Source organism: Roseovarius sp. 217, assembly GCF_000152845.1.
Taxonomy (GTDB): Bacteria; Pseudomonadota; Alphaproteobacteria; order Rhodobacterales; family Rhodobacteraceae; genus Roseovarius.
On the sequence record NZ_CH902584.1, the window covers coordinates 3,645,317 to 3,669,016 of the forward strand.

The following is a 23,700-nucleotide window of genomic DNA, read 5'->3' on the forward strand; positions in this document are numbered from 1 at the left end:
CGCCAGAGACGGGACCGCCTCACAGCGGATCGTCGATCCGAAGCCGCAAGATCACAGAGCCCGCCACCGGGCTCGGCCAATGCAGATTGATCCGATCCTTGTTCGGTCCCTGCTGCGCCTCGAAATAGGGGGTGGCGTGGATCACTGCCTCCGCCGCATTGCGCAACGGTCCCACCGCCATGACCGACTCGACCCCCTGCGCCCAGGCGCCGAATGGCAAGCGTGGAGCTGGCTCTACGACCCAGGTCGATGCCGCGCTGGCTTGGGTGTGTTGCATGACCAGCGGAGTCGTGACGGGGATGTCCACATTGTGAAAGCTGTTGTCGGCAAAGGTGACATTGCGCACCCGGTCATAGTCAAGATCGGCAAAGCTGGTATCGACCGCCTCGACCCGCGTGATGGTCCCTATGGTCCGAAAGGTATTGCCAGTGACGGTCATCCCATCCAGAAAATGCCCCGCCCCATGCGGTTTGACCACGAGAAAGGTGAACCAAGGTGCCATGTCACTGGCCAGAAATACATTGTCCGTGATGCTCAGCGCACTGAACGAGAACTCGCTGGCAAACCCCGGCTCTGCGTCATGCTCATTGACCCATTCGACAAAGCAGTTGTCGATGTAATTCCCGGTGATGGTGCCGCGATTGTTGATCCGCGTCAGAACCAACCCCGCCGCACGCACACCGTTCGTGGCGCTATCGCCCTGAAACACATGATTGCCCGAGATGATCGAACTGCTACCGGCCATGACGGCAAAATGGCGAAAGAGAACCACCCGATTGTCGCGGATCTTGAGGTCATTGGCGTTTGAGTTGAACCCGATCGAGCGCCGCTCCGTCGATAAAAGCGGTCCCTCGTCGGAGATGAATTGACAGCGGTCGATCATCATCCCCTGATCGCCCTCGCCATGGCTGGTGATGCCGCGATCCTTGGGACGGGTAAAGAAACAGTCGCGGAAATGGTTGGCGGACCCCTGCGGCGGCAAAAGCACCCCGCTGCAATCGCCGGTGCATTGAAAGTCCACCTCGGAAAACACCATGCGCGACACATCCTCGAAGCCGCTGAAATCCAGCAGATACTTGAACCGTCGGAAGGTATAGACCTGCGTGCCTGCCGCATCGAAAAGCGGCTGGCTGATGTCGAGCCGCTGGGCCGCTACGTTCTTGGCGGTGACATAGATCTCGCGCCCCACGCCATTGCCTTCGATCAGCGCGCCAACAGGAATATTGGCCACATTCGTCACATTGGTCAGGCGTTTGGAATTGGCGATGTCATAGCTGGCCTGCGAGGTCATGACCTCTGTCTCCCATGCCGGACCCGGAAAAACTGAGATCTGGCCATTCTGGATCACATGGCGCTGATTGTAGGTTGTCCGATTGACCACCGCCGCCGCCATGTCGACAGGTGCGCGCAGCGACACTTTGCGGCCGGCCAGATCAAGCGTGACATGATCCGGATTGTTCAAGAGCGCCTGATACGCTTTCTTGAAAGCCAGTTCGCTGTCGCCGAACGCATCTATATAGGCGGGCAGGTCAAAATTCTTGGTCAAGGCAAGGGTCGCGGCATCGGGCATTTCGACAGTGCCTTCAAACCGGATACGGCTCTGGATCGTGGTGCTCTGACCTAGAACATACTGCCCCGCCGGAACAATGATCTCTCGCCCTTCGGCCGCGGTATCAGCCGCCTCAAAGGCTGCGTGATCATCCGCCACCCCGTTGCCAAGCGCGCCATAGTCACGCACGTCGACGGTGCTGATCACGCCGCGCAGAAAAAAGCGGCTGACATCCTCGATGACGATATCGTCGATCCGAACCACGCCCCCACTCGGGCCAGTCAAATCGAGACCGAAATGTCCAAAGATCGCGGCGCGTCCCCAGGCCATGTCAACGCCGGTCCGGGTGCCCGTGCCCACGATGGCCGTTACCTCGACCACGTCGCCATAGGTGGTGAGCGCGACCTGCGGTCCGGTCACGGTGACGCCGGACAGCGCCACGCCGCCCGCGCCTCCGGCAAAGGCCGCGATCCGAACACTGGGCAGGTTGCCCGCAATCGCCTTGATCCGCACCCGGATCTGAAGATAACACCCGGGCAGAATCGGCGTCTCGCCCATGTACCGCAAGCGCTGCACGCTTTGCGTCTTTTGCAACTCCAGCGCCCCGCCGAAATCCTGATCCGCTGGCACAAAGGCCGAATCGGCGGCATTGGCATAGGTGTCAGAGCCGGGTCGCCCGTCCTCGCGCGACCATTGGTCGAGACCGATTGCGAAGGGTTGCGGCATGAAAACGATGCCGTCGGTGATTGCCTTGTTCATGGATATCCCTTTCCTTTTGCCGCACCGCATGCGTGCTGCCCGTGGCCAGAGCGATGGGCCAGAGCAATGGGAAAGGGATGTATCAACGGACCATTAACCGTATGTCATGGCACCGTCACGGTGCCCGGCAGCACGCGCCACACGGATCAGGCTCACGGGATTGTGACGCCAACCTTGCCTGAAACGCAAAGAACCCTGCCGATTGGCAGGGTTCTTGACTCTCGCGCGGGACTATCGCGCGGGAGCGAAATCAGGACGCTTCGGTGATGAACTTGACCGCGTCGCCAAAGGTCTGGATCGTGTCCGCCGCATCATCGGGGATCTCGATGCCGAACTCTTCTTCGAATGCCATGACCAGCTCGACCGTGTCGAGGCTGTCCGCGCCGAGATCGTCAATGAAAGAGGCTTTGTCGACAACCTTGTCCTCTTCAACGCCCAGGTGTTCCACAACGATCTTCTTAACGCGGTCTGCGATATCGCTCATGTCTTGTTCCTCGTTTTGTCTTGGGCAGTCTTGCCCGTTGTCTGCCCCCGCCCAAGCCGGGAAGTGGCGATGATTATGCCCCAATGGGCGGTTCTCGACTGCCTTCATACAAAGGCCACCGGGAGAATCCGCATATCCCTCCGGCTAATCTCGGTGGCCTATAGCATATGCGCGGGCAATGGCAAATGCTTTCACTCAGGTCGATTGTGACAGAGAGACCAGCCTCGACTCAGTACATGGACATCCCGCCATTCACATGCAGGGTGGCGCCTGTCACATAGCCTGCCTCGGGGCTGGCAAGATAAAGAACAGCCGCCGCAATCTCCTCGGACGTGCCCATACGGGCCATCGGGATCTGAACATAAAGCGCGGACTTCTGATCCTCGCTCAATTTATCGGTCATCGGCGTTGCGATAAAGCCCGGTGCCACCACATTGGCGGTGATGCCCCGGCTTGCCACCTCTGCGGCGATGGATTTGGTCATGCCCACCAGCCCGGCCTTGGCAGCGGCATAATTGGCCTGACCGGGGTTGCCGCTCGACCCGACGATTGAGCCGATATTGATGATCCGGCCCCAACGCGCCTTCATCATCGGGCGCACAGCCCCCCGGCAAAGACGCATCGCAGAGGTCAGGTTGACATCGAGCACGTCATGCCAGTCCTTGTCCGACATCCGCATAAAGAGCTGATCACGCGTGATCCCGGCGTTGTTCACCAGAATATCGAGCCCGCCCATCGCGGCGATGGCATCCTTGGTCAATGCATCGACCGCCTCGGCATCGCTGAGGTTGCAGGGCAGGACATGCGCGCGTTGGCCCAGGTCCGCCGCCAGCGCCTCGAGAGGCTCGACGCGGGTGCCACTTAGTCCGACGGTTGCACCAGCGCCATGCAGCGCGCGCGCAATCGACGCGCCGATGCCACCAGAGGCGCCCGTCACAAGCGCGGATTTCCCAGTCAAATCAAACATCTTATGTCCTTCTCTCATTAGCGCTGCACAGCATCAAATATCGGCGACGACTTGGGCCGTCGCTTTCACCTCTTCCGAGGTGCCAATCGCGCGGCAGGTGATCTCGCGCTCAATGCGCCGGATCATACCCGAGAGCGCCTTGCCCGCCCCGATCTCCCATATCTCGGTGACACCTTGTGCCGCCATATAGATCACCGACTCGCGCCAGCGCACAGAGCCGGTGACCTGCTCCACCAATAGCGCGCGGATCTCCGCCGGGTCCGTCACGGCGCTGGCGCGCACATTGGCAACCAGCGGCACCACAGGTGCATGGATCGTGACATCCGCCAAGGCCGCCGCCATCACCTCGGCGGCGGGTGCCATCAGGGCACAATGAAAGGGCGCGCTGACTGGCAAGAGCATCGCCCGTTTTGCCCCGCGCGCCTTGGCGAGATCCAGCGCGCGCTCCACGGCTCCCTTGTGGCCAGATACCACAACCTGCCCCGGATCATTGTCATTTGCAGCCTGACAGACCTCGCCTTGCGCGGCCTCTTGCGCGACATCGCGGGCTGTCTCAAAATCCAGACCCAACAGCGCCGCCATCGCGCCCACACCCACCGGCACCGCCTGTTGCATCGCCTGTCCCCGAATGCGCAGAAGGCGCGCGGTATCTGCCACGCTGATCGCGCCCGCCGCCGCAAGGGCCGAATATTCCCCAAGGGAATGCCCGGCCACATGGCCCGCGACCTGCGCCAGATCCACGCCTTCGGCCTCAAGCGCGCGCAGGGCCGCCAACGACGTGGCCATCAGCGCCGGTTGGGCATTTTCGGTCAGGGTCAGCGCCTCCTGCTCGCCCTCCCAGATCAACGCCGAAAGCTTTTGTCCGAGCGCCTCGTCCACCTCGTCGAAAACTGCTCGTGCCGCCGGATAGTTGGCCGCCAGATCCGCCCCCATGCCGATCACCTGCGCGCCCTGCCCCGGAAATACGAATGCTCGGCTCATCTGCTCACCTCCCTTGAAAAGTGCCTCCCGATACATCGCCGCGTCCGCCAAAGCAACGTGTTTGCCAGAGATTGCACAGTGTTTGCGCAAGGATTGTGCAGACCCGCAAAGACGCAGCCCCCCTGTGCGCGGGCAGTCATTGCGCCTCTGGCATATCCAGCTAGATTGGCGCTGCAATCATGAGGACGTCTGCGATGCAAATCACCAACTCGGCCACCAGCTATGGCAGCATCACCAAGAGCTTTCATTGGCTCACCGCTTTGTTGATCCTGTCCAACCTGCCGCTGGGTTGGCTTGCCACCCAGGTTGCGCATCAGATCGAGGCAACGCCGACCGAGGACTTGATCGCACGCGCGACAGTCTTGTTCTCCCTGCACAAGACCCTCGGGGTCGCCATCTTCTTTGTGGCGCTCGCCCGCATTGTCTGGGCAATCAGCCAACCCAAACCGGGGCTGCTCAACGGTGACAGGACGATCGAGGCATGGGCGGCGGAAACCGTGCATTGGCTGCTCTATGGGTCGCTGGTTCTGGTGCCGCTCTCAGGCTGGGTGCATCATGCCGCAACCTCCGGCTTTGCGCCGATCTGGTGGCCGCTGGGGCAAAACCTGCCCTTGGTGCCGAAATCCGAAACTCTGTCCGAGACCGCCTCAACGCTGCATTTCGTGCTGATGCTGGTGCTTGCGGCTGCGATAACCGCGCATGTGGCTGGCGCGCTCAAACATCACCTGCTCGATGGCGATGCAACTCTACGCCGGATGCTGCCGGGGCGCATGGACGCCATCCCCACCGCAAACCAACCAAATCACGCCCTGCCCCTCGTTGCCGCCCTCGCCATCTGGCTCGGCGCAGTCGGTGGGGCCACCTGGCTCGGCTGGTTCGGCGCGGCCGAAACCAGCAGTCCCGCAACACTGGCCGCGGTCGAGAGTGACTGGCAGGTCGAGAGCGGCCAGTTGCAAGTGACCGTCCAGCAATTGGGCTCCGCCGTCACCGGCAGCTTTGCGGACTGGACCGCCAATATCGCCTATTCCGAATCCCCCGATGACGCAGGACAACACGGCACAGTGGAGGTGACCGTCGGCATCGCCTCTCTGTCCCTTGGATCAGTGACCCAACAGGCGATGGGCACGGATTTCTTCAACACCAGTGAATTTCCGACCGCGCGTTTCGCCGCTGACCTGATGGCAACCGAATCCGGCCCGGTGGCGCGCGGCACGCTGACGATCCGCGATCAATCCGTGCCGGTCGAGATGCCCTTTGATCTGACCATCACAGGCGACACGGCCACCGCACAGGGCACGCTCACGCTGGACCGCCGCAATTTCAACGTCGGTAACGGGGTTAAGGATGAAAAATCGCTCGGCTTTGGGGTCGATGTCAGCTTTGATCTGACTGCGACGCGGGCAAATTAATCCAGCTTGCGCGCTTCGTCGATCAACATCACCGGGATGCCGTTTCGGATAGGATAGGCCAAATCGGCAGACCGGCTGATCAATTCCTGCGCCGCCACATCGTATTCCAGCGTGGCATGAGTCTGCGGGCAGATCAGCGCCTCAAGCATACGACGATCAAACGCCGGAGGAAGCTGGATGTCATCGCTCATTGCATGATGTCCTCATTGTCACCGCCTCGCAGCACATATTCGATCAGTGTCACCAACGTCTCGCGCCGTGTGCTGAGCGACGGGGCCTCCAAAAGCGCCTGTTTGTCCTCCGGCTCAAACCCAAGGAGCATCGAGAGGGAGTTGATCAGCAACTCATCCTCGGCCTCTTTCAGCGAATCCCAATCCGTCTGCAACTCCCGCGCCTGAAAATAGCGGCCCAGAAGGCCAAGAAAGGCGTTCCGATCAAATCCGGGATCACTGTCCACCGGCCCCATATCACGCTCGAACCCGGTCCAGGAGACGCGCGCCCGCCGATAGGGCGTGAACCCCTCGACCTCGTCCTGCACGCGAAACCGCGACAGGCCCGTCAGGGTGATCATATACCGCCCGTCCTCGGTCTCGGAAAACTGCGTCACCCGGCCAACACAGCCGATCGCATGAAGCCCGGTGCCGCCCTCGCGGCCCGGCACCCGGTTGGGTTGGATCATGCCGATCAACCGCCCCGGTGTCTTGAGGCAATCTTCGAGCATCGCCAGATAGCGTGGCTCGAACAAATGCAGGGGCAGGCGCGACCGCGGCAGCAACAGCGCACCGGGCAGCGGAAAGACGGGAATGATCTCTGGAAGATCGAGCTTATGTGTCATGCCGCTTACCTAGCCCGCACCGGAGCTCAGGCAAATATCATTGAGCTCAATTTACGCCGCCCACTCAACAAGACCGGATCATTCGGCTTGAGCGCCTCGAAGATGGTGAAAAGTTGGGTCTTGGCCGCCCCGTCGTTCCACTCCCGGTCACGCCGGAACAGGTCGAGCAATTCATCCACCGCCTCTTGCGCCTGCCCATTGGCATAGAGCGCCTGCGCCAGATCGAACCGCGCCTGCGGATTCGCTGGGTCCGCCTCGACCGCCGCGCGCAAGTCGGTCACAGGACCGGCATCCTGCGCCTGCCGTGCCAGCGCCAGTTGTGCATGTGCGGCGTCAATCTCTGTCGCATGGCTGATCTCGGCCGGGGCACCGTTCAGGATCGCTTCGGCCTGATCCAGCTCTCCCAATGCGATATGCGCACGGGCCAACCCGGCATAGCCACGGGCATTCACCGGGTCTTCTTGCAGGATGGCGGCATAGGTCTGTGCGGCATCGGCCACGGCACCGGCCTCCAGCATCTCATCAGCGGCATCAAGCGCCTCGTCCAGACCGCCATCCGCCTCGCCGCCTGCCGCCGCGACAACCCGCGCGACAAAGGCGTCAATTTCGGAAGGGGGCAAGGCGCCCTGAAATCCGTCAATCGGCTGACCCTGCCAAAAGGCATAGACGGTGGGAATCGATTGCACCCGCATCTGGCCCGCGATCGCTTGATTCTGATCGACATTGATTTTGGCCATCTTGACCGCCCCTTTGGCGCGCGTCACCGCCGCCTCGAGCGCCGGGCCCAATGTCTTGCAGGGACCACACCACGGCGCCCAGAAATCGACGATCACCGGCACGGTTTGCGAGGCGTCCACCACATCCGCCATAAAGGTGGCCTCGGACACATCCTTGATCAAATCGCCCGCCGCAGGGGCGCTGTTGCTTTTGCCAAGTTCCAGCATGTTCAGCCTCCTAATGATATTTGCCCCCTATATGTGGGCGCACCCGGCGGAGTCAAAGATCAAATGTGGCAAACACCGGCGCGTGATCCGAGGGCTGGTCCCAACCGCGTGCGCCGCGCAGGATACGGCTGGAATGCGCCGCCGCACGGATGTCACCGCTGGCCCAGACATGGTCGAGCCTGCGCCCCTTGTTCGCCGCATCCCAGTCGCTCGCACGGTAGGACCACCAGCTATAGAGTTGCCCCTCGGGAATATCGGCACGGGTGACATCCTGCCATCCGCCAGCCTCCATCACATCACCCAAATGTTCCACCTCAACCGGCGTGTGGCTGACGATCTTGAGAAGTTGCTTGTGGTTCCACACATCGTCCTCACGCGGGGCGATGTTGAGATCGCCCACAAGGATCGACTTTTCGGGGCGGCTGTCCCGAAACCAGTCGCGCATCTCGGTGAGGTAATCGAGTTTCTGGCCGAATTTGTCGTTCACCGCCCGGTCGGGGATATCGCCACCGGCCGGCACGTAAAAATTATGGATGACGGTGCCATTCTCGAGTTGGCCGGCGATATGGCGGGCATGTCCGAGACCCGCGAAATCCATCGCGCCCACCTCTGCCATCGGCAGCTTGGACAGGATGGCGACGCCGTTATAGCCCTTTTGTCCACGCGCCACGACATGCCTATACCCAAGCGCGGCAAAGGCCTCGAGCGGCATCTTGTCCACCGGGCTCTTGCATTCCTGCAAACACAGAATGTCCGGCATCTCTTCCTGCATCAACCGCGCCACCAGACCTTCGCGCAGGCGGACCGAATTGATGTTCCATGTGGCGAGGGTAAAGGGCATGCGGCATCTCCTGTCTGGGTTCGGGCAGACAGTAGAGCGATGCGCCCGGCGTTTCCAGCCGCGATTGCCGTGCCTCTGGACTAAATAATCCACCCAGGTCGAGACCGCCAAAACCGGCCCCAGAAAAAGAGTCCCCGGCACAGGGGCCGGGGCAGTCCAACAGGGAGGTTCATGTGTGAAACCGCACACATACTGAATAATAGCAGATTAAACGTCACGCGCAGATACGACTTTGATACAGGTCAAGAAACCGTGGTTTTTAAACCACAAGGCGATATCCGCCGGATTCCGTTACCAGAAGGCGAGCGTTGCCGGGATCAGGTTCGATCTTTTGCCGCAGGCGGTAAATGTGGGTTTCGAGCGTGTGGGTTGTGACCCCCGCATTATAACCCCAGACCTCGTGCAGCAGGATATCGCGCGGCACCACACCTTCGGTGGCACGGTACAGATATTTAAGGATATTTGTCTCTTTTTCGGTCAGCCGAACCTTGCGCTCATCATCCGTGATCAGCATCTTCATCGCCGGTTTGAAGGTGTAGGGCCCAAGCTGGAACACCGCATCCTCGGATTGCTCATGTTGGCGCAGCTGTGCGCGAATCCGCGCCAGAAGCACCGGGAACTTGAAGGGCTTGGTGATGTAGTCATTGGCCCCGGCATCGAGACCCAGAATTGTATCGGCGTCGCCGTCATGGCCAGTCAGCATGAGAATCGGTGCCTTGACCCCTTGCTTGCGCATCAACCGGCAGAGTTCGCGCCCATCCGTGTCGGGCAGTCCCACGTCAAGGATCACCAGATCATGAATCATGTCCTTGATTTTTCCCATCGCAGCGGACCCGCTGGCGGCTTCGAACACGTCGAAATCCTCGGTCATGACCAATTGCTCGCCCAAGGCTTCTCGCAGGTCATCATCGTCATCCACGAGAAGAATTTTCTTGACTTGTGCCATCTCGGTATCCCCTTCCGTGACAAGAGCATGCGGTACAAGCGACTTGGCGGCAAGATGTGCAACAACACATTCACGCCCAAGTGTTGCGTTGCGAGCGTTTCTTTCAATTCGTTACAAAAGCTTATATCTAACTCTGGTCCAAAGACAGGAGCGTCGCATGAGCCTTGCCCCAGATATCACCGAAATCGCCGCCCGCGCGCGCAGCGACCTGCGTATGGGCGTGCCTGTTGTGCTGGCCGGGCCGCAAGGTGCCGCGCTCATCATGGCCGCCGAAACGCTGGATGCTCAGCGTCTGGCCGATCTGCGCGCTCTGGGCGGCGCGCCGAGTCTGGCGATTACAGCACGCCGCGCCACCACACTCAAGGCGCGCGCCTATGACGGCGATCTGGCACGGGTTGTGGTGCCGCCCGATGCCTCGCTGGGTTGGGTTCTGGGCGTTGCCGATCCGGCAGATGATCTCAAGAGCCCGATGAAAGGGCCGCTCACTTCCGAACGCGGCGGCAACGTGGAGCTGCACCGCTTGGCATTGGCGCTGGTGAAATCCGCGCGGCTCCTGCCTGCTGCTCTGGTTCTGCCCATGAGCGAGGGCGCGGGCTTTGCCGCGCGCAATGGGTTGACGCTGCTCGACAGTGCCGCAGCCCTTGGGCTTGAGGCCACCAGCCCCCTGCACCCGGTTGTCAGCGCCCGCTTGCCGCTGGCGGTGTCCGAGGCGGGACGTCTGCACATCTTTCGCCCCGAAGACGGTGGTGAGGAACATTATGCTATCGAAATCGGTCAACCAGACCGCACCGCGCCTGTTCTGGCGCGGCTTCATTCGGCCTGTTTCACCGGCGATCTGATGGGCAGCCTCAAATGCGATTGCGGCCCGCAATTGCGCGGTGCTCTGGCGCAAATGGGCTCCGAAGGGGCGGGCGTGCTGCTCTATCTCAACCAAGAGGGGCGCGGCATCGGCCTTGCCAACAAGATGCGCGCCTATTCTCTGCAGGATCAGGGATTTGACACCGTCGAGGCCAATCACCGTTTGGGATTCGAGGATGACGAGCGCGATTTTCGCATCGGCGCGCGCATTCTGTCGCTCATGGGCTTTTCCGCCGTGCGCCTGCTGACCAACAACCCCGCCAAGATCGAGATGATGCGCCAGAACGGCATCGACGTGGTCGAGCGCGTGCCGCTGAAACTGGGCGAGAACGCGCATAACCATGCCTATCTCGCGACCAAGGCGGCAAAATCCGGGCATATGCTCTGACGGAGAGGGTTTAGAGCGGACAGTGGCCCCAAGCGGTGAGCCGCGCAGTGCCGGTCCGCCGGGTGGGCGCTACACCATAGTCGGCTGGCACTTTATCTCGGCCAAACACTCCCGCAATTTCAAGAGACTGCACCGTTGCAAAAGCGCCCGCCCGAGGGGGCGGACCATGCCAGAGGCATGCCTTCAGCATGACCGCTGCGCGGCGGTGCCTGCGGCACCTTGATTCCGCGCGTTGGAGATTGAGGCCAATGTCCCCTCCAATCTCTCGACGCCACGCCTCCCGCTACGATCCCTGCTTCTCAAACCAGATGATCACCTCGCCGATTTCCACGCCAAACTTGTCCATATAGGCCCGGTTCAACACACGACCCTCGTTCATCTGCCACATCCAATCGTCAAAGCTGACGCGCAATGTGCCCTCCGGCACCGGCAGATCAATCGTGTAGCGCCAGTTGAAGGCATCGCCGCGTTCTTCCCCCATCGCCAGACCGATCACCCCCGGTGCCGTGCCTTGCCATGTCTGATCGCCGGTTTTGGTCAGGGTCCAGACGCGGGTCTCGGTGCTTCCGTCCTCATAGGTGAAATCCTCATCAAGCGTCAGGACGCGCCCATCCCAGTCGCCTGCGACCTGCACCTCGAACCGACGCCGCACCGTGCCGAACCGATCCTGAAATTGCCCATAGCCCACCACCTGCCCGTCAAAGAACTCTTCGAGGTTGAACTCTCGCGCAGACAGGCGCTCGTCACTCAGATCGGGCCGCCCGGCACAGGCACTCAGCAGTCCCAGCGACAACAGGATAAAGACAATGCGCATAAGAAAAGGCCCTCTGCGGTGATCACCGCCGAGGACCTAAGCCGAAGTCGCCTCTTAGCAAGGTTCAGACGCGCCGCGCCCCAAAGAGCACAGCGCCAAAACCAACGATCAGCACTCCGGCGCAGATCAGCAAGAGCTGCTCGTATTTATGCGCCTCGGGCAGGATCGCCATGGCCCACTCCGCCTCGCGCGCGAAATAAACGACCGCCCCGACCATCGCCGCCCCAAAGGCCACCAGATACGACCAGAGCGGAATGCGCCACCCCATCACCAGCCCAACAATCAGGATGGGCGTGAGGAACATGCTCGCGGTGCCACTGACCGCCACCGCGTCAAACAATGTCTGATTGCCCCAGAGCGTGAGGCCAGTCCCCAGCACCATGAAGGCGACCATCGCCATCCGCCCGCCCGCAAGCGACCGCTGGCCGAGTTTCAGCTCGTCCACCACCAGCCGCGCCGCACTGGCCAGCGCGGAATCGAGCGTGCTGATCGCCGAGATCAACAGCGACACCAGGAGCGCGACAAATAGCCAAGCCGGGAACATGCCCGCCCAGGTTCCAATCAACTCCCCCTCATATTCCGCACCGATCAAGCCTGCCTGAATCCCGAAAAACCCAAACCCTATGATGCAGAGCGTCGAGATCCAGAACGCGTGCAGAAAGGATTTGCGCGTCGTCTCAGGATCAGCAAGAAAGCCGCGATCCATCATCACAGGATCATGTGCCGGATAAGAGAACACCTGCAACAGCGCGACCAGCAAGAGTATCTGCCCGTTCCACGCCCCCGCTGTGCCCGGTGCCGTCAGCACCGCTCCGATGTGAAACCCGGGGCTGAGCACGAGCGCGACAAAAGCCACCGCAAAGACCGCGAGAAACACCAGCATCTGCAAGACATCTGTGCGCAATGCGGCGCTTAGCCCGCCCCATGCGCTATAGATCAGGCCCAGCACCGCCACGATCAGGATCGACGCATCACGCGCCACGCCCATTTCCGGCAGGGCCGCCGCAAAGATCAACCCCACCACCAGCAAATTGGCGAACACTTCGGACAAGAGCCGTAGCCCAATCACCAGATTGTAACAGGCATTGCCCGTGGCCCCGAACCGGCCCCCGAGCCAATCCTGCACCGATCCCGCCCCTTGGGCGCGCAGACGGCTCACGATAAAGCCGCCCGTCACAAAGGACCCGTAATAGGCGGCATAGGCCAGCGTGCCCCAGATTCCGTAGAAATATCCCAAAATGGCCGAATTCATCAGTGACCGAGCAAAGATCCACGTCGTGACCTGACTCAGCACCAGCACCCAGAGCCCCGGCGCGCGGCCATCCGCCCCCGTGCCATTGAAGAACCCCTCAATGGTGGCACGCCGTGGCGCGACCAGCAGGCTACCCAAGATGACCAGCCCAAAGAGGCCAATGATCGCCAATGCTTGCATGTTATCTTTCCCCGACCGGTTGTGTTGCCTTAGCGCTAGCCACACAACCCCCGCGACACCAGCCCAAAATCAGCGACTTTACAGTTTTGTGATCTCTCTGCCCGCACCCGTGCCTTGGGCAAAGCTGCGGTGCCGCTTAAAGCGTCGCGTTCACACCGCCTCCATCCAAGAGGATGTTCTGCCCGACGATAAACCCGGCATGCTGGCTGCACAGAAAGGCACAGGCGGCGCCGAACTCATCAGCCGTGCCATAACGGCCCGCCGGAATACTGGCACAGCGGCGCGCGTGGGCCTCCTCCATGCTGATCCCCTGCGCCTCTGCCACCCCCTTGTCGAGCGAGGTGGCACGGTCCGTGGCATGAATGCCCGGCAACAGATTGTTGATCGTCACCCCCTTGCCCGCCACTTGTCGCGAGGTGCCTGCAACATAGCCGGTGAGCCCGGTCCGCGCCGCGTTTGACAGCCCCAGTGCTGGAATAGGGGCCTTGACCGATTGCGAGGTGATGTTGACCACCCTGCCCCAGCCCCGCGCCATCATCTCCGGCACCAGCGCCTTGATCAGCGCGATGGGGGTCAGCATATTGGCATCGAGCGCGCGGATGAAATCCTCCCGCTCCCAATCCGACCAGAGCCCCGGCGGCGGGCCGCCGGCATTGTTCACCAGAATATCCACGCCCTGCGCCACCTCTAGCACCGCGGCGCGCCCGGTCTCGGTCGTGATATCCGCCGCAACCGTTCTCACCTCAACCCCGAATTCGGCGCGAATCGCCGCCGCTGCGGTTTCCAGCGCCTCGGCTCCGCGCGCGTTCATCACCAGATCGACACCGGCCTCGGCCAAAGCCCGCGCACAGCCAAGCCCCAACCCCTTGGATGAGGCGCAGACCAGCGCCTTCTTGCCTTTGATGCCCAGATCCATCTCGCGTCCTCCTGCTGCTTCAACGCGGAATTAACACTCTGCGCGTCAGAATGGCCAGATGTTTACCAAAACCCGCCTCTCAGGGGGACGTGACGGGGACCACCCGCCGAGGCCCGGTTTCTCCGCCACATTGACGCCATGGGGCCATACACCTAAGCTAGCGGACCTGAATGGAAATCGCTCTTTTCCCAGCTTTTGGAAACGCCCCCGTCAATGACCTCTGACACTGCCCTGTCCGATCACATCATCTCAGTCTATCAGGGGCTTGATTTTCGTGTGGTCAACGGGGCCAATATGGGCGACGCACTGTCCTTTGCCGCCGAACTCGATCTCGATGATGTCTACGAATTGCAGGCGCAGGCCCGGCAATTCCGCCTCTCGCTGTCGCTTCAGGGGGGCGCTCCCTTTACCATCGCGCAGAATTCCGACATGGGCCGCCCCGGCGCTCAGGTGCATCTGGACAGCTGCCTCACCCTGATGTCCGGCACCGGGCGCACCACCGAAATGCTGGTTCTGGTCGAGGTCGATGACGCGGGCAATGTGGTCGAGGTCTTTGCCATGCCGCTGGCCCAGATGCGGCCCAAGACCGGCTATGCGCTGGTCGGGATCGACACTGACGATGTGCTGCAACGTTTTGCGCAGGTGGCCTGCGTGTCCTTTTCGCGCGGCACCCATATCACCATGGCGACAGGCGAACAGCGCCGGGTCGAAACCCTCGCACCCGGCGACATGGTCCTGACCCGCGATGACGGGGTGCGACCAATCCGTTGGGTCGGGCAGTCGACAGTGCGCGCAGTGGGTGATTTCGCGCCCATCCGGATCGCGGCGGGTGCGCTGCACAATGAACACGACCTGCTGGTCAGCCCCGACCACCGGCTCTTCATCTATCAGCGCTCCGATGCCTTGGGCGCTGGCCGCGCCGAGGTGCTGGTGCGCGCGAGGCATCTGGTCAACGGCGATACCGTGCGCCGCGAGAGCGGCGGTTTTGTCGACTATGTGCAATTGCTCTTTGATCGGCATCAGATCATCTATGCCGAAGGCATCGCCGCCGAAACCCTGCTGGTCGATCCCCGCACCAGTGCCGCCCTTCCTGCCGATCTCAAAGAGGCGCTGAGCCAGCAAATCGCGGGCAAGAACGCCCCCAGCCACCTGCAATTCGAAGTCGGTCAAGCCTTGCTCAATCACCCCAATGCTGCCGACATTCTCAAACGGGCGTCGACGCGCTGAGCATATTGCGCCGCACCGTCCAGCCCTCTATATCCGGCCCCATGTTCGACACCCTTTCAAACCGCCCCGATCTGCCGGCAGAGATTGCCCGCCGCCGCACCTTTGCGATCATCTCGCATCCGGATGCGGGCAAGACGACCCTGACGGAAAAGTTCCTCCTGTATGGCGGCGCCATTCAGATGGCCGGGCAAGTGCGCGCCAAGGGCGAGGCGCGGCGCACGCGCTCGGACTTCATGCAGATGGAAAAGGACCGGGGCATATCGGTCTCGGCTTCGGCCATGTCCTTCGACTTTGGCCGCTTCCGCTTTAATCTCGTGGATACGCCCGGCCACTCGGATTTCTCCGAGGATACGTACCGCACGCTGACGGCAGTCGATGCCGCCGTGATGGTGATCGACGGGGCCAAGGGCGTTGAGAGCCAGACCCAGAAACTCTTTGAGGTCTGTCGCCTGCGCGATCTGCCGATCCTGACCTTTTGCAACAAGATGGACCGCGAGGCGCGCGATACCTTTGATATCATAGACGAAATTCAGCAGAACCTTGCGATCGACGTGACCCCGGCCAGTTGGCCCATCGGCATGGGGCGCGATTTTGTTGGCTGCTATGACATGCTGAACAATCGTCTCGAACTGATGGACCGCGCCGACCGCAACAAGGTAGCGGAATCGATCAAGATCAACGGGCTGGACGATCCAAAACTGGCCCAGCATGTGCCCGCTAACCTCATCGAAAAGCTGCGCGAAGAGATTGAGATGGCGCGCGAACTCCTGCCCGCCCTCAATCCGCAATCGGTGCTTGAGGGTCATATGACGCCCATCTGGTTCGGGTCCGCGATCAACTCCTTTGGCGTCAAGGAATTGATGGACGGCATCGGCACCTATGGTCCCGAACCGCAGGTGCAAAAGGCCACTCCCCGCGCCATTGCCCCCGAAGAAACCGCCGTCACTGGCTTTGTCTTCAAGGTGCAGGCCAATATGGACCCCAAACACCGCGACCGCGTGGCCTTTGTCCGCCTCGCCTCGGGTCATTTCAAACGCGGCATGAAGCTCACGCATGTGCGCTCAAAGAAACCGATGACGGTCTCGGCCCCGGTGCTCTTTCTCGCCGCCGACCGCGAACTCGCCGAAGAGGCCTGGGCCGGCGACATCATCGGCATCCCCAATCATGGCCAATTGCGCATCGGCGACACCCTGACCGAAGGCGAGGCCCTGCGCGTAACCGGCATCCCGTCCTTTGCGCCGGAACTCTTGCAACAGGCGCGTGCAGGCGATCCGATGAAGGCAAAGCATCTGGAAAAGGCGCTGATGCAATTTGCCGAAGAGGGGGCCGCCAAGGTTTTCAAACCGGCCTTTGGCTCGGGCTTTATTGTCGGCGTCGTGGGCGCGCTGCAATTCGAGGTTCTGGCCAGCCGGATCGAGCTGGAATACGGTCTGCCGGTGCGCTTTGAGGGCTCGCAATTCACCTCTGCCCGTTGGGTATCGGGTGACAAGCTGGCGGTTGAGAAATTCACTGACGCCAACAAGCAACACATCGCCCATGACCATGATGGTGACATCGTCTATCTGACACGCCTGCAATGGGACATTGACCGCGTTGCACGCGATTACCCCGATGTCACGCTGACGGCAACCAAAGAGATGATGGTCTGAACCGGCGCGGCATCCGTCGCGCCGCGCTCAATCGCGTTCCACCTTTGGCAGCGAGTGGGCAATGCCCTTGTGGCAATCTATACAGGTTGAAGACCCGTCTGGCGCATGGCCCTCCAAGGCCACAACTTCCATCTTTTCGCGGGCGCGGCGTGCCTGCTTGTCGAAATCCATGGCTTCGAAACTGTGACAGTTGCGGCATTCGCGCGAATTTGTAGCTTTCATCGTTGCCCAGACATGCATGGCAAGCTGCTCGCGTTTGGCCTCGAATTTCTCCGGCGTGTTGATGGTTCCGCGCAGCGTATGCCAAAGCTCATTGCTGGCTTGGATCTTGCGCACCACCTTTGGGCCCCATTCATGCGGGACATGGCAATCCGAACAGATGGCACGCACTCCAGACGCATTCTTGTAATGCACGCTGGTCTTGTATTCCTCATAAACCGTGTCTCGCATCTCATGGCAGGAGACGCAGAACTCTAACGTATTGGTTGCCTCCATGGCGGTGTGAAATCCGCCCCAAAAGATGATCCCACCGATCCCACCAATCACCAGCAGCACCCCTTGCCCAATCAGAACGCTAGGCCGTGTGAACCAGTGCCACAGTTGTTTAAAACGTTTCATCATCACTGTTGCTTCCCAAAGAGTTGCGCCGGGCACATCAATGTGCGCCCGGTCGTTCATGTGGCGCGGTCGCGCACTATTCCTTGGGCAATTCCGCCTCGATATAGGCGATCACATCCGCTGCGTTCTGGTGATCGAACGCCCGCAGCGCAGGCATTACTTCTTTGGGCTGACCGTTCAGCACCTTGTGCATCAACTCCCACGGGTTGCCGGTGAGCGAGGCCAGCGGAGGCATTTCCTTGGGCAGCTTTCCGTCTGCTCCATGGCAATTGGCGCAGACGGTGCCAAAGACCTGCTTGCCACGCTCGACGTCCCCGACAATCTTGCTGTCGCTGACGTAATCGGCATAGGCGTCCTGCCCTTGGACCACGAAATTCGCCAGATCAGTCAGATCTTGCTCGCCAAGATAGTCACCATATCCATGCGCCGGGGCCGACAAGAGCGCAACAACCGCCGCCGGATCGCCACCTTTCATGCCATTTATGCCCTTGATCCCGGAAAAATGCTTGCCCCCGGAATAGGCGCCATCCACACCCATGCCGTCCCAGCCATGACACTCCTTGCAGCGCCAATTTGTTCCGGGCTTGTCGGCGTATTCCGCCTCCGTGGGATACAGCTTGTGCGACGCGGCCGGTGCGTCTTGTCCGATTACCGAATACCACTTGTCATAGAGCCGGCCACCCCGCGCGATCGAGCCTTCATCGGCGGCATAGGCCGCAGTTCCGGCTACCATAGACAGAGCCGCCAACATCACTGGCAAACCACACGTCTTGGTCTTTGCTTGAAAAATCATTGCATTCCTCCAAAACCACAAGGGAGGAATGGACCTGAGAGCCAATTCTCAGATGACCTCCCCGTTCGGAGTATATGCCAGTCTCAAAAGGTTTATCTTGATGCAGATCATCACGTTAAACCAAAGGCTCTTGACTGCGGTCGCGTGACAGGCCGCATCTGACCTGCCACCACGGACCGCCTACAGAGCCGAGATACGCCCTCAGGCGCGTTCGGAATATTCCATGGTCTCGGTGTTGACGATGATATCCTCATCCGGACCAACGAACGGCGGCACCATGACCTTGACTCCATTGTCGAGGATGGCAGGCTTGAAGCTGTTGGCAGCCGTCTGGCCTTTGACCACCGGCTCGGTCTCGACGATCTTGCAAGTCACCTTTTGCGGCAAGGAGGCATGCAGCGCTTCGCTGTTGTGGAATTCCACCGTGATGGTCATGCCATCCTGAAGAAACGGACGACGCTCGCCCAACAGATCGGCGGGCAGTTCGATCTGCTCATAGGTTTCGGTATCCATGAACACCAGCTTGCCGTTCTCTTCATAGAGGAATTGCTGGTCCTTCTGTTCCAGCCGCACCCGCTCCACCTTGTCGGCGCTGCGAAACCGTTCGTTGAGTTTGGTGCCGTTGCGCAGGTTCTTCATCTCGACCTGAGCAAAGGCGCCGCCCTTGCCGGGTTTCACATGATCGACCTTGACCGCGGCCCAGAGGCCACCGTTATGTTCCAGCACATTGCCGGGGCGAATTTCGTTTCCGTTGATCTTGGGCATTGCGTTCAAACCATGACAAAAGGTTGATAAGGGATTGTTGCTCCCTATATCTGGAGGGATGATGGGTGGCAAGACAACGAAATGTCGTTACGTGTCGGGCGGAGATATGCAGTATTTGCATAGAAGTTATGCATATGTGCTCTATCCGAATCACAAAAACTCCGCCATAAGGTCCGTCACGCCCAAAACGCAAGAGCAATAAGAACAAGGACGAATGATGAAGGATTTCGTTGACGGTACGGCTTTCAATGCCGAACAGGGCAACCGTGCTCGTAAACTCTTTGCGGCCGTCGTACTGGCCGCGCTGGATGATGCCATTTCCGACGACAAGAAATATGGCAACGGCCCCGAGCAGATTGCCCGCTGGGCACGGTCCCGCGATGGACGCGAAGTATTGTCCTGCGCCGGAATTGACCCGAATGAACGCGTTGTGTCTGGCCTGATGGATTTCGTATCCAAAGGCGTGCGCACCTCCGTGGCCCTCTCTCGCGAAGAGAGCGAGCGCCGCAATGCCGCCGCACAGGCCGAAGCCGCCTGAGAGGCAGCACACTCCGCCGAATAGTCGAGGCCCTGCCAATTTTGGCAGGGCTTTTGCTTTTGGGTCGGGAAAACGGCACGCTGTGACGTGATCTGCCTTCCGCTGCGCCCCGGCACTTTGTATCACCGCCCAAGGACAGCAACGGGACATCGGAATGACACGCGCGATCATGATTCAGGGGGCTGGCTCGAATGTGGGCAAGTCGATGCTGGTCGCAGGGCTCGCCCGCGCCTTTGCCCGACGCGGCCTGAACGTCGCCCCCTTCAAGCCGCAGAACATGTCCAACAACGCCGCCGTGACGGTGGATGGCGGCGAGATTGGCCGCGCACAGGCGCTTCAGGCCTTGGCCGCCTTCCGTGCGCCCCACACCGACATGAACCCGGTCCTGCTCAAACCCGAGAGCGACATCGGCGCGCAGGTGATCGTGCAGGGCCGCCGCTTTGCCACACTGCGCGCCCGCGATTATGCCCGTGCCAAGCCACAATTGCTCGCTCCGACATTGGAGAGTTTTCACCGCCTCGCCACCACAGCCGATCTTCTCTTGATCGAGGGCGCAGGCAGCCCGGCGGAAATCAACCTACGCGCCGGTGACATCGCCAACATGGGCTTTGCCGAGGCTGCTGGCGTTCCAGTGATCCTTGTCGGCGATATCGACCGGGGCGGCGTCATCGCGCAAATCGTCGGCACCCAAGCCGTGCTTCCCCTCGACGATGCCACACGGATCAAGGGGTTTGCCATCAACAAGTTTCGTGGCGATGTCAGCCTGTTTGACGACGGCCTGCACGAGATAGCGGCGCGCACGGGCTGGCCCTCACTTGGAGTCGTGCCGTGGTTCGCCGATGCCTGGCGCCTTCCGGCAGAGGATGTGATGGACATCGCCTCGACAAAGGGCGGCGCGTTCAAAGTGGTGGTCCCCCGACTGGGTCGCATTGCCAATTTCGACGATCTGGATCCTCTGAGCAGCGAACCGGACGTCACCGTCGAGATCATCGCCGCAGGCCAGCCCCTGCCCGGGGATGCCGATCTGGTACTGATCCCCGGCAGCAAATCCACCATCGCCGATCTGGCGCATTTCCGCGCCCAGGGTTGGGATATCGACCTTGCCGCCCATATCCGGCGCGGCGGGCATGTGCTGGGCATCTGCGGCGGCTATCAGATGCTGGGCCAACGGATCGAAGATCCCGAGGGCATCGAAGGCCCGCCCGCGTCGGTCGCCGGGCTGGGGCATCTCGATGTGGTCACTGTCATGAAGCCGGAAAAGCGGCTGGCCTTGACGCAGGCCACCTATCTCGCCAGCGGCGAGACCGTCGAGGGCTATGAAATCCATCTCGGCACCACAACCGGCCCGGATTGCGCCCGCGCATGGCTTCACGTCGGGGATCGCCCCGAAGGGGCCGCTTCGGCCAGTGGTCGGGTGCGCGGCGCGTATCTGCATGGGCTTTTCGCCTCAGACCCGTTTCGCGCTGCGTTTCTCGCGGGATTGGGTGCCGTGTCAGACCTGCGCTATGGGGCCGATGTCGAGACGACGCTCGATGCCTTGGCCGCACATCTCGAGCGGCACATGGACCTTGATCTGCTCTTGTCGCTCAGCGCGGAAATCCCGGCTCAGTCGAAATCCTGACTGGTCAGCGCCCGGTGAATCTCGCGGCGCACGAGTTTGCGCACATTGCGGGTGATCCGCTCCCCTAACGCGCCTTGCAACTCCTGCCGAACGATCTCGGCGACCAGATCGCGCAACGCGTCCTCGTCCAGAACCGCATCATCCATAAACAGAGCATCGGTGCGCCCCGCCCCAGACGATTGCTCCGCGCTCTCCTGCGCGTCCTCCGCATCCTGCCAGTTTTGCGTATGGCGCTCTGAGCCAAGATCATCCGCCTCGGCCCAATCAGGATCGGCTGATGCCTCATCCTCTTCTGAAGGCTCAACCGCCTCAGTCCAGGTGATCGCCGAAACCGGACCCCCAGCGTAATCGTCCCCGGATGCACCATCCGGCTCCCATTGATCGTCCCGTCCGGCCACGAGCGCCTCAAACTCGGCAGCCTGCGTGCCCAGCTCGGATTGAAGGTCACGTTGCAGCTCGGCTTCGGGCTCACCCTGCGCCTCGGTCTCTGGCTGCTCAACCACAAGAGCTTCCGGCTCGTGATTGTCCGACTCCAGATCTTCTGGTGTGGTGTCCTCGGACAGGCTGTCCTGCACGGGTGTCTCGGGATCTGCTTCGGACTCCCATATGCTCATGTGATCCGACAGAGTTTCCTCAGCAAGCGGCACCTCTGCGACATCGGGCGCGGTGTCCGCCCGCCGCGTGCCATCCACCCGCAAGGACGGGGTCAGCACCAACCGCTCCGCCCCGGCGTCAAAAACTCCATGCGGCACGGCTTTCGTCTCAGGGCTGCGATCGGATTGACCGTTCGACACCAGCCGCCTGATCGACGACAGGACATCCTCGATTTCCACATTGGTCACGGGGTCGGACATATTTTTATACCACTCTTGCCTGAGGGCAGTTTACCCCTCAGGACGACCTCGCACAACCGATTCAAAAACTTTTCAGTTCTTTCCAATTGCCCGCAACACCCGGTCGAGTTTCCGACCCTGTGGGCTGATGGCGATCGGGGCATCCTTGACCAGATTGTAATAGGCGGTTGGATCATAGGTCTGCACACCCAGATTGAGATCCCGCGCCGTCAATTCACCAATCGACGCCAACACCGAATAGGCCGCAATCACCACATCTGCATTGGCCGAAATCAGATTGGCCTGCGCATCCAGCAGATCCTGTTCGGAATCCAGCACGTCCAGCGTGGTGCGCGCGCCCAACGTCGCCTCTTCGCGCGTACCCTCAAAGGCGACCTGAGCGGCGCGCACGGCCTCGCGGCTCGCGGTGCGGCTTGCCCGCGCAGCGCGCAGATTGGCATAGGAGTTGCCCACGTCCTGCTTCACCTGAAGCCCGGCCAGATGCAGCTGCGCCAGTTGCGAATCGCGCTGCGCCATTGCCTGACGCTGAGCCGAATTCAAACGCCCGCCCTGATAGATAGGACCACGCAATTCGACCCCGACGCTGCCGGTGCGCGACATGTCGGGCCCATCCAGATCCTCAGACGCTCCGATCCGCGCCGTCAGATTCACCGTGGGCATCAAAGCGGCCTCGGCAGCCCGGATGTTCAACTCTGCCGCCGCAACATTGTGCTGCGCCTGCAAGATGTCGGGATGACGCCGCACGGCCACGGCCTTGGCGGCATCGACATTCTCGCCAAGTTGCGGCAAATCCCCCGGTGTTTGCAAAGGCCCCGGATCGCGCCCCACCGCCTCGCGGAATTCCTCGATCGCGCTGGTCAGGTCGCCCTGCGCCGCCGCCAGCCCGCTCTGCGCCAGTGCCACGGCGGACTCCGCCTGCGCCACATCGGTCCGCGTGACTTCACCCACATCAAAGCGATCCTGCGCAGCCCGCAATTCTTCGCGCAAGAGCCGCAAGTTATTCTGACGCAGCGCCACGAACTCCTGATTGCGGATCACGTTCATATAGGCCTGCACGCCGGTCAGCAGCACAAATTGCTCAACGCTGATCAGGGTCTGTCGCGTCGCAAGAACGATCTCTTTGGCCGACTCGGTCAAAAAATCACTGCGTCCGAAATCATAGAGCAGCAGGCTCCCCGTGATCCCAAGGTTGAGCGAGGTCGAGGTCGTATTGCGGTTGATCGTTTGAGACCGCGTATCACTTGAATCAAGACTGATCCCAGAGGTCCAGTCGATAATCGGCCGCAGGCTGGCCACAGCCTGCGCCACATCCTCATCGGCAGACCGCAGCAAGGCACGGTTCTGGTCCAACAAGCCGCTGTTGATATAGGCACTCTTGAGCGTGTCAGCCAAGGTCTCCGCTCGGACCGCAAGCGGCACGACGCTCAGAACCGTCAGTCCAAACACAAAGCCGAGGGCCCGCACGTTTCCTGTTTTCATGCTCTGCACTCTCTCTTTTTTTGCCGCGCCCGT

23 protein-coding genes are annotated in these 23,700 nt (G+C 61.1%); 6 read left to right on the plus strand and 17 right to left on the minus strand.

The annotated features are described in order from the left end of the window. Positions 1-19: 19 nt before the first annotated feature. The 4 genes from ROS217_RS17485 to fabD form a co-directional block, all read right to left on the minus strand. Positions 20-2,308 carry a glycosyl hydrolase family 28-related protein gene (locus ROS217_RS17485; RefSeq protein WP_009819127.1) on the minus strand — a complete coding sequence of 763 codons (2,289 nt, stop codon included), beginning with the start codon at positions 2,306-2,308 and terminating at the stop codon, positions 20-22. Positions 2,309-2,558: 250 nt separating this feature from the next. Continuing rightward, positions 2,559-2,792 (minus strand): acyl carrier protein, encoded by a 234-nt coding sequence (locus tag ROS217_RS17490; protein WP_008282321.1) that lies wholly within the window; start codon positions 2,790-2,792, stop codon positions 2,559-2,561. 229 nt (positions 2,793-3,021) lie between these two features. Further along, the gene (gene fabG / locus ROS217_RS17495) at positions 3,022-3,759 is read right to left on the minus strand and encodes a 3-oxoacyl-[acyl-carrier-protein] reductase (RefSeq protein WP_009819128.1); all 738 of its coding nucleotides are present in this window, start codon (positions 3,757-3,759) and stop codon (positions 3,022-3,024) included. A 33-nt stretch (positions 3,760-3,792) separates the two neighbouring features. Next, a complete protein-coding gene (gene fabD, locus ROS217_RS17500; RefSeq protein WP_040651671.1) occupies positions 3,793-4,740 on the minus strand; it encodes an ACP S-malonyltransferase in 948 nt (315 codons plus the stop codon). A gap of 194 nt (positions 4,741-4,934) precedes the next feature. Here fabD and ROS217_RS17505 point away from each other — a divergent pair, with 194 nt between their 5' ends. Continuing rightward, entirely contained in the window at positions 4,935-6,149 is a 1,215-nt protein-coding gene (locus ROS217_RS17505) for a cytochrome b/b6 domain-containing protein (protein ID WP_009819130.1), read from the plus strand. Here the strand turns inward: ROS217_RS17505 and ROS217_RS17510 are convergent. From ROS217_RS17510 to ROS217_RS17530, 5 genes are all read right to left on the minus strand, one after another. Further along, the gene (locus ROS217_RS17510; protein WP_009819131.1) at positions 6,146-6,340 is read right to left on the minus strand and encodes a Trm112 family protein; all 195 of its coding nucleotides are present in this window, start codon (positions 6,338-6,340) and stop codon (positions 6,146-6,148) included. The genes ROS217_RS17505 and ROS217_RS17510 overlap by 4 nt on opposite strands. Further along, positions 6,337-6,984 carry an LON peptidase substrate-binding domain-containing protein gene (locus ROS217_RS17515; protein WP_009819132.1) on the minus strand — a complete coding sequence of 216 codons (648 nt, stop codon included), beginning with the start codon at positions 6,982-6,984 and terminating at the stop codon, positions 6,337-6,339. The genes ROS217_RS17510 and ROS217_RS17515 overlap by 4 nt, the downstream gene beginning before the upstream one ends. Positions 6,985-7,010: 26 nt before the next feature. Then, positions 7,011-7,928 (minus strand): tetratricopeptide repeat protein, encoded by a 918-nt coding sequence (locus ROS217_RS17520; protein ID WP_009819133.1) that lies wholly within the window; start codon positions 7,926-7,928, stop codon positions 7,011-7,013. 52 nt (positions 7,929-7,980) lie between these two features. Continuing rightward, entirely contained in the window at positions 7,981-8,769 is a 789-nt protein-coding gene (locus ROS217_RS17525; RefSeq protein WP_009819134.1) for an exodeoxyribonuclease III, read from the minus strand. 259 nt (positions 8,770-9,028) lie between these two features. Further along, a complete protein-coding gene (locus ROS217_RS17530) occupies positions 9,029-9,715 on the minus strand; it encodes a response regulator transcription factor (RefSeq protein WP_009819135.1) in 687 nt (228 codons plus the stop codon). 157 nt (positions 9,716-9,872) lie between these two features. On the opposite strand from ROS217_RS17530, the gene ribA reads away from it, so the two are divergent. After that, entirely contained in the window at positions 9,873-10,961 is a 1,089-nt protein-coding gene (gene ribA / locus ROS217_RS17535) for a GTP cyclohydrolase II (RefSeq protein WP_009819136.1), read from the plus strand. Between the two features lie 283 nt (positions 10,962-11,244). On the opposite strand, the gene ROS217_RS17540 is transcribed toward ribA, so the two are convergent. The 3 genes from ROS217_RS17540 to ROS217_RS17550 form a co-directional block, all read right to left on the minus strand. Then, positions 11,245-11,775, minus strand: a complete 531-nt coding sequence (locus ROS217_RS17540; RefSeq protein WP_009819137.1) for a DUF3833 domain-containing protein — start codon at positions 11,773-11,775, stop codon at positions 11,245-11,247. Between the two features lie 64 nt (positions 11,776-11,839). Continuing rightward, a complete protein-coding gene (locus tag ROS217_RS17545; protein WP_009819138.1) occupies positions 11,840-13,207 on the minus strand; it encodes a sodium:proline symporter in 1,368 nt (455 codons plus the stop codon). Positions 13,208-13,343: 136 nt separating this feature from the next. Next, complete coding sequence (locus ROS217_RS17550) at positions 13,344-14,123, minus strand: SDR family oxidoreductase (RefSeq protein WP_009819139.1); 780 nt, start codon at positions 14,121-14,123, stop codon at positions 13,344-13,346. Positions 14,124-14,336: 213 nt separating this feature from the next. Between ROS217_RS17550 and ROS217_RS17555 the strand changes: the two genes are divergently transcribed. Beyond that, a complete protein-coding gene (locus tag ROS217_RS17555) occupies positions 14,337-15,350 on the plus strand; it encodes a Hint domain-containing protein (RefSeq protein WP_009819140.1) in 1,014 nt (337 codons plus the stop codon). Positions 15,351-15,391: 41 nt separating this feature from the next. After that, positions 15,392-16,999, plus strand: coding sequence for a peptide chain release factor 3 (locus ROS217_RS17560; protein WP_009819141.1), 1,608 nt, complete (start codon positions 15,392-15,394; stop codon positions 16,997-16,999). Positions 17,000-17,026: 27 nt separating this feature from the next. On the opposite strand, the gene ROS217_RS17565 is transcribed toward ROS217_RS17560, so the two are convergent. From ROS217_RS17565 to efp, 3 genes are all read right to left on the minus strand, one after another. Then, the gene (locus tag ROS217_RS17565) at positions 17,027-17,617 is read right to left on the minus strand and encodes a NapC/NirT family cytochrome c (RefSeq protein WP_157046717.1); all 591 of its coding nucleotides are present in this window, start codon (positions 17,615-17,617) and stop codon (positions 17,027-17,029) included. A gap of 76 nt (positions 17,618-17,693) precedes the next feature. Further along, the gene (locus ROS217_RS17570) at positions 17,694-18,410 is read right to left on the minus strand and encodes a c-type cytochrome (RefSeq protein WP_083781561.1); all 717 of its coding nucleotides are present in this window, start codon (positions 18,408-18,410) and stop codon (positions 17,694-17,696) included. A 201-nt stretch (positions 18,411-18,611) separates the two neighbouring features. Then, on the minus strand, positions 18,612-19,175 hold the full coding sequence (gene efp, locus ROS217_RS17575; protein WP_009819145.1) for an elongation factor P: 564 nt from the start codon (positions 19,173-19,175) through the stop codon (positions 18,612-18,614). A gap of 217 nt (positions 19,176-19,392) precedes the next feature. Between efp and ROS217_RS17580 the strand changes: the two genes are divergently transcribed. Together ROS217_RS17580 and ROS217_RS17585 are read left to right on the plus strand one after the other, a co-directional pair. After that, entirely contained in the window at positions 19,393-19,713 is a 321-nt protein-coding gene (locus tag ROS217_RS17580) for a DUF6280 family protein (protein WP_037248548.1), read from the plus strand. A gap of 154 nt (positions 19,714-19,867) precedes the next feature. Continuing rightward, the gene (locus ROS217_RS17585) at positions 19,868-21,334 is read left to right on the plus strand and encodes a cobyric acid synthase (RefSeq protein ID WP_009819147.1); all 1,467 of its coding nucleotides are present in this window, start codon (positions 19,868-19,870) and stop codon (positions 21,332-21,334) included. On the opposite strand, the gene ROS217_RS17590 is transcribed toward ROS217_RS17585, so the two are convergent. Beyond that, positions 21,319-22,188 (minus strand): hypothetical protein, encoded by an 870-nt coding sequence (locus ROS217_RS17590; protein WP_009819148.1) that lies wholly within the window; start codon positions 22,186-22,188, stop codon positions 21,319-21,321. The two genes, ROS217_RS17585 and ROS217_RS17590, sit on opposite strands and share 16 nt — an antisense overlap. A 72-nt stretch (positions 22,189-22,260) precedes the next feature. Then, entirely contained in the window at positions 22,261-23,667 is a 1,407-nt protein-coding gene (locus ROS217_RS17595) for a TolC family outer membrane protein (RefSeq protein WP_009819149.1), read from the minus strand. Positions 23,668-23,700: the final 33 nt, after the last annotated feature.

Bases quoted from the DNA above. Each gene is read 5' to 3' on its own strand.
- ROS217_RS17485 (WP_009819127.1), bottom strand. From the start codon at position 2,308: ATGAACAAGGCAATCACCGACGGCATCGTTTTCATGCCGCAACCCTTC.
- ROS217_RS17490 (WP_008282321.1), bottom strand. From the start codon at position 2,792: ATGAGCGATATCGCAGACCGCGTTAAGAAGATCGTTGTGGAACACCTG.
- fabG (WP_009819128.1), bottom strand. From the start codon at position 3,759: ATGTTTGATTTGACTGGGAAATCCGCGCTTGTGACGGGCGCCTCTGGT.
- fabD (WP_040651671.1), bottom strand. From the start codon at position 4,740: ATGAGCCGAGCATTCGTATTTCCGGGGCAGGGCGCGCAGGTGATCGGC.
- ROS217_RS17505 (WP_009819130.1), top strand. From the start codon at position 4,935: ATGCAAATCACCAACTCGGCCACCAGCTATGGCAGCATCACCAAGAGC.
- ROS217_RS17510 (WP_009819131.1), bottom strand. From the start codon at position 6,340: ATGAGCGATGACATCCAGCTTCCTCCGGCGTTTGATCGTCGTATGCTT.
- ROS217_RS17515 (WP_009819132.1), bottom strand. From the start codon at position 6,984: ATGACACATAAGCTCGATCTTCCAGAGATCATTCCCGTCTTTCCGCTG.
- ROS217_RS17520 (WP_009819133.1), bottom strand. From the start codon at position 7,928: ATGCTGGAACTTGGCAAAAGCAACAGCGCCCCTGCGGCGGGCGATTTG.
- ROS217_RS17525 (WP_009819134.1), bottom strand. From the start codon at position 8,769: ATGCCCTTTACCCTCGCCACATGGAACATCAATTCGGTCCGCCTGCGC.
- ROS217_RS17530 (WP_009819135.1), bottom strand. From the start codon at position 9,715: ATGGCACAAGTCAAGAAAATTCTTCTCGTGGATGACGATGATGACCTG.
- ribA (WP_009819136.1), top strand. From the start codon at position 9,873: ATGAGCCTTGCCCCAGATATCACCGAAATCGCCGCCCGCGCGCGCAGC.
- ROS217_RS17540 (WP_009819137.1), bottom strand. From the start codon at position 11,775: ATGCGCATTGTCTTTATCCTGTTGTCGCTGGGACTGCTGAGTGCCTGT.
- ROS217_RS17545 (WP_009819138.1), bottom strand. From the start codon at position 13,207: ATGCAAGCATTGGCGATCATTGGCCTCTTTGGGCTGGTCATCTTGGGT.
- ROS217_RS17550 (WP_009819139.1), bottom strand. From the start codon at position 14,123: ATGGATCTGGGCATCAAAGGCAAGAAGGCGCTGGTCTGCGCCTCATCC.
- ROS217_RS17555 (WP_009819140.1), top strand. From the start codon at position 14,337: ATGACCTCTGACACTGCCCTGTCCGATCACATCATCTCAGTCTATCAG.
- ROS217_RS17560 (WP_009819141.1), top strand. From the start codon at position 15,392: ATGTTCGACACCCTTTCAAACCGCCCCGATCTGCCGGCAGAGATTGCC.
- ROS217_RS17565 (WP_157046717.1), bottom strand. From the start codon at position 17,617: ATGAAACGTTTTAAACAACTGTGGCACTGGTTCACACGGCCTAGCGTT.
- ROS217_RS17570 (WP_083781561.1), bottom strand. From the start codon at position 18,410: ATGATTTTTCAAGCAAAGACCAAGACGTGTGGTTTGCCAGTGATGTTG.
- efp (WP_009819145.1), bottom strand. From the start codon at position 19,175: ATGCCCAAGATCAACGGAAACGAAATTCGCCCCGGCAATGTGCTGGAA.
- ROS217_RS17580 (WP_037248548.1), top strand. From the start codon at position 19,393: ATGAAGGATTTCGTTGACGGTACGGCTTTCAATGCCGAACAGGGCAAC.
- ROS217_RS17585 (WP_009819147.1), top strand. From the start codon at position 19,868: ATGACACGCGCGATCATGATTCAGGGGGCTGGCTCGAATGTGGGCAAG.
- ROS217_RS17590 (WP_009819148.1), bottom strand. From the start codon at position 22,188: ATGTCCGACCCCGTGACCAATGTGGAAATCGAGGATGTCCTGTCGTCG.
- ROS217_RS17595 (WP_009819149.1), bottom strand. From the start codon at position 23,667: ATGAAAACAGGAAACGTGCGGGCCCTCGGCTTTGTGTTTGGACTGACG.